Here is a 3,433-nt window from a genome sequence, read left to right as displayed (position 1 = left end):
GCCCTACTTCTTCTTTGCCACTTTTTTCGCGGCCGGACGCTTGGCGGCGACCTTCAAGCGCGTGGTCGCCGGCTGCTTCATGCCGTAGGTCGCGATAAACTGATCAGTCGCCTTGCGGGCATCGTCGTCGAAGTACTGCACCGGCGGCGACTTCATGAAATACGACGACGGCGCTTCCATCGCCGATTTCAGCTTGTTATCGAGTGCCAGCTTGCAGCAGCGGACGGCATCGATCACCACGCCGGCGGAATTCGGCGAATCCCAGACTTCCAGCTTCATCTCCAGATTCAACGGCACATCGCCGAAGGTGCGGCCTTCCATCCGGATATACGCCCACTTGCGGTCGGTCAGCCAGGCCACATAATCGGAGGGGCCGATATGGACGTTGTCGGCGCCGAGATCATAGTCAAGCTGCGAGGTCACCGCGTTGGTCTTGGAAATCTTCTTCGATTCGAGACGGCTGCGCTCGAGCATATTGAGGAAATCGGTGTTACCGCCGACGTTAAGCTGGCTCGTGCGCTCCAGCTTGACGCCGCGTTCGCGGAACAGGCGGGTCATGACGCGGTGGGCGATCGTGGCGCCGACCTGCGACTTGATATCATCGCCGATCACCGGCAAGCCCTTCTTCTCGAAACGCGACCGCCAGTACTTCTCGCGGGCGATGAAGACCGGGATGCAGTTCACGAAACCGCAGCCGGCTTCCAGCACCTGCTCGACATACCACTTGGTGGCCTCTTCCGAGCCGACCGGTAGGTAATTGACGACCACGTCGGTGCCGGAGTCGCGCAGGGCCTTGGCGACATCGACGGCATCGCCCGGCGCCTTCTTGATGATCTTGGACAGGTAATAGCCGAGGCCGTCGTGCGTCATGCCGCGCAGGACCTTAACGCCGGTCTTGGGAACCGAACAGAACTTGTAGGTATTGTTCGGCTTGGTGAAGATCGCTTCCGAGAGGTCCTTGCCGACCTTGTTGGCGTCGATGTCGATGGCACAGGAGAACTCGATGTCGCGGATATGGTAGCCGCCGAGATTGACGTGCATCAGCCCCGGAATAAAGTCGGTGTCCTTGGCGTTCTTGTAGTATTCCACTCCCTGGACGAACGAGGAAGCGCAATTACCAACGCCGATAATGCCTACCCGAACTTTACTGCTCATAGAAATATAACTCCTTTATGGTTAAGCACATGATTTCACCGTTCATAGAAGTACAAGTCTAATAGACGCAAGGTTGCAGGTCAAGGGTAAAGGGAGGGGGTTACTCCAGGTCCCAGAGCGTTCGGAATTCTCTAGTACGGCCAGCCTCGGGCCAGGCCGTGTTCAGTTCGTCGAGGAGTGCGCGCCGAGTGCCGGTCGGAATGACTTGATAAAACCGTAGTGTGCCGCCGCGGCGGCCGAAGTGACCTGACCTGAGTACCAAGAGATGCAAGTCTGAAGCCACAGCAGCTTGATCGCTTGGCTCAAAGCTGGCCACTCGGGTGGAGGACACATCAAGGAGTCGATTCAGGTAGAGGTAACACTCCGGTTGGGCGAGCAGTCGATGGCAGGACTTCTGGAATTGCCCAGCATTGCCCTCTTCAAGGGCCCTCAATGCTGCCAAGAAGAAACCAAACGCTGCCTGTTGCCGCGGCGTGGGTTCGTTAATTGTAAACTCAGTGGTATTGGAACTGATTCGTTCGTGGTACACTGCCTTGGCCGTATAGCGGCCTGGCGGTAAGATGCGCGTGAGGTCTCGTTCGTCTTTGTGCTCACCGTAGAACCAACTCAGGCCTAGCGTGTCAATGACGCTTTCACCTTGATTCCATTCGGGTCCGCCTGAGCGGCCGGCAGTGATCTGAAAGAATGGCGCGATCAAGGAGTCGCCGTTACAGCGGAGGTCAAATTCGAGAAACTTGGTCGAAAGGTAGAGATAGGGAGCGTAACTCTTCCGTTTGTGCAATTTCGTTAGCGTTACCTCGACAAACACTTCTTCGCCGAGTACAAAGTCTCGTTGCAGCATCCTGATCGAGAGAGCTAACGGAGCAGTCTGGGTAGAGTCGGCTTCACCGTCAGAGTCAGCCGTCGGTGTGATTGTCGCAATGGCAATCAATAGCGTCAACAAGCAGCCCTTGGTTGTTAACATGACAGCCCAATTGTAACACATAGTCAGACGAGTGTCCAGCACCTCCTGGCCGGAAGGATCATGCCCTCCATGTGTATTGGGTAAGCACCGGGGCACGATGGTCAACATCGCACCAACAGAGCTGCCGAGTTCGCGGAACCCGCCAAAAGGAAGTTGCCACGAGAAGCCGATTGTCATTCATTGAAGCGTCGAGACTTATCGTGCCAGCAGCCAGTAGTAATAACAACTAACCGATAGGACCAATCATGAGCATATTCGGCAAGATCTTGGAGAAATTGGGCATGAAGAGCCCTACGGTAGAACCGACCCCGGCGCCGATTCCTACTCCCACCGCACCGTCAGCCCCGCCGCTACCGCCAACTCCGACAGCCATCACGGTTGTCGATGTCATGGGCAAGCTTTCCGCGATGGCGGCCGCCAATCCGCAGCGGCTGAATTGGCGCTCGTCCATCGTTGATTTGCTCAAACTCCTCGGACTCGACAGCAGTTTCGCCGCGCGTAAGGAACTCGCAGTTGAACTGGGATGTCCCGCGGAGAAGATGGGTGATTCCGCCCAGATGAACATGTGGCTGCACAAGACGGTGCTGCAGAAACTCGCTGATAACGGCGGGAATATTCCCAAAGAGTTGTTGGATTAGCGCGCGGATTTGGCGAGCAAGCTGGTCTTGCGGCGTTCGGCTTCTGCGACCGTCAGCGGAAACTCCGGGCCGGTGTTCTCAATCATTACGGACGACACACAACCGGCAAAGCAGCCCGCCTCATACCAGTCGTAGCCTTTGTCAATGGCGTAGATCATTCCGGCCGCGTAAGTGTCTCCGGCTCCGGTCGAGTCTTTGGCCAGCGTCTCAAATGCCGGGACGCGATACATCTTCTTGCCGTCGAAAATGACTGAGCCTTCTTCGGCCAGAGTGATAATTACCACTTGCGACCCCCACTCCTTGAGCATCCGCGCCGGGGTCTCATAGTCAACCCGCGGATCGATGCCGGTAAGCACCTTGCATTCCATTTCATTGGGTTTGAAGACGGTCGATAGCGCGGCAATTCGTTCAATTCCCGGGGTTTTGTCGTGCAAGATGCGGCCGTTTTCGATCCGCCGCAGGAAGCCCTGCGGATCAACGAAGATCTTGGCTTTGCTGCGCGAAGTGATCAACTCGACATAGTCGAGGTCAACCTCCTGGAGGATCGGCCCAAAGAGAATCCAGTCGGCTTCGAGGTATTCCTCGGGAAAGAAGTTGATCGGTCCGGCGTCGCCGAGAACATCAAGCGTGCGGTTGCCGTGCTTGTCGTAGTAGATCAGTTTGAACCCGCCGGACT

At 56.6% G+C, this 3,433-nt stretch carries 4 protein-coding genes; 1 reads left to right on the top strand and 3 read right to left on the bottom strand.

Features of this window, described 5'->3' with window-relative positions:
• Positions 1-3 precede the first annotated feature (3 nt).
• Together IT585_05745 and IT585_05740 are read right to left on the bottom strand one after the other, a co-directional pair.
• Positions 4-1,155 (bottom strand): inositol-3-phosphate synthase, encoded by a 1,152-nt coding sequence (locus tag IT585_05745; protein MCC6962736.1) that lies wholly within the window; start codon positions 1,153-1,155, stop codon positions 4-6.
• Positions 1,156-1,255: 100 nt separating this feature from the next.
• Complete coding sequence (locus tag IT585_05740; GenBank protein ID MCC6962735.1) at positions 1,256-2,296, bottom strand: hypothetical protein; 1,041 nt, start codon at positions 2,294-2,296, stop codon at positions 1,256-1,258.
• A gap of 68 nt (positions 2,297-2,364) precedes the next feature.
• On the opposite strand from IT585_05740, the gene IT585_05735 reads away from it, so the two are divergent.
• The gene (locus tag IT585_05735; protein MCC6962734.1) at positions 2,365-2,757 is read left to right on the top strand and encodes a DUF3597 domain-containing protein; all 393 of its coding nucleotides are present in this window, start codon (positions 2,365-2,367) and stop codon (positions 2,755-2,757) included.
• Here the strand turns inward: IT585_05735 and IT585_05730 are convergent.
• On the bottom strand, positions 2,754-3,433 hold a 680-nt coding region (locus IT585_05730), incomplete at its 5' end, for a bifunctional hydroxymethylpyrimidine kinase/phosphomethylpyrimidine kinase (protein MCC6962733.1). The two genes, IT585_05735 and IT585_05730, sit on opposite strands and share 4 nt — an antisense overlap.

The organism is Candidatus Zixiibacteriota bacterium (assembly GCA_020853795.1).
In the GTDB taxonomy this organism is placed as follows: Bacteria; Zixibacteria; MSB-5A5; order CAIYYT01; family CAIYYT01; genus JADJGC01.
The sequence above is the reverse complement of the archived record's forward strand: the minus strand, read 5'-3'. Positions and strand labels throughout refer to the sequence as shown.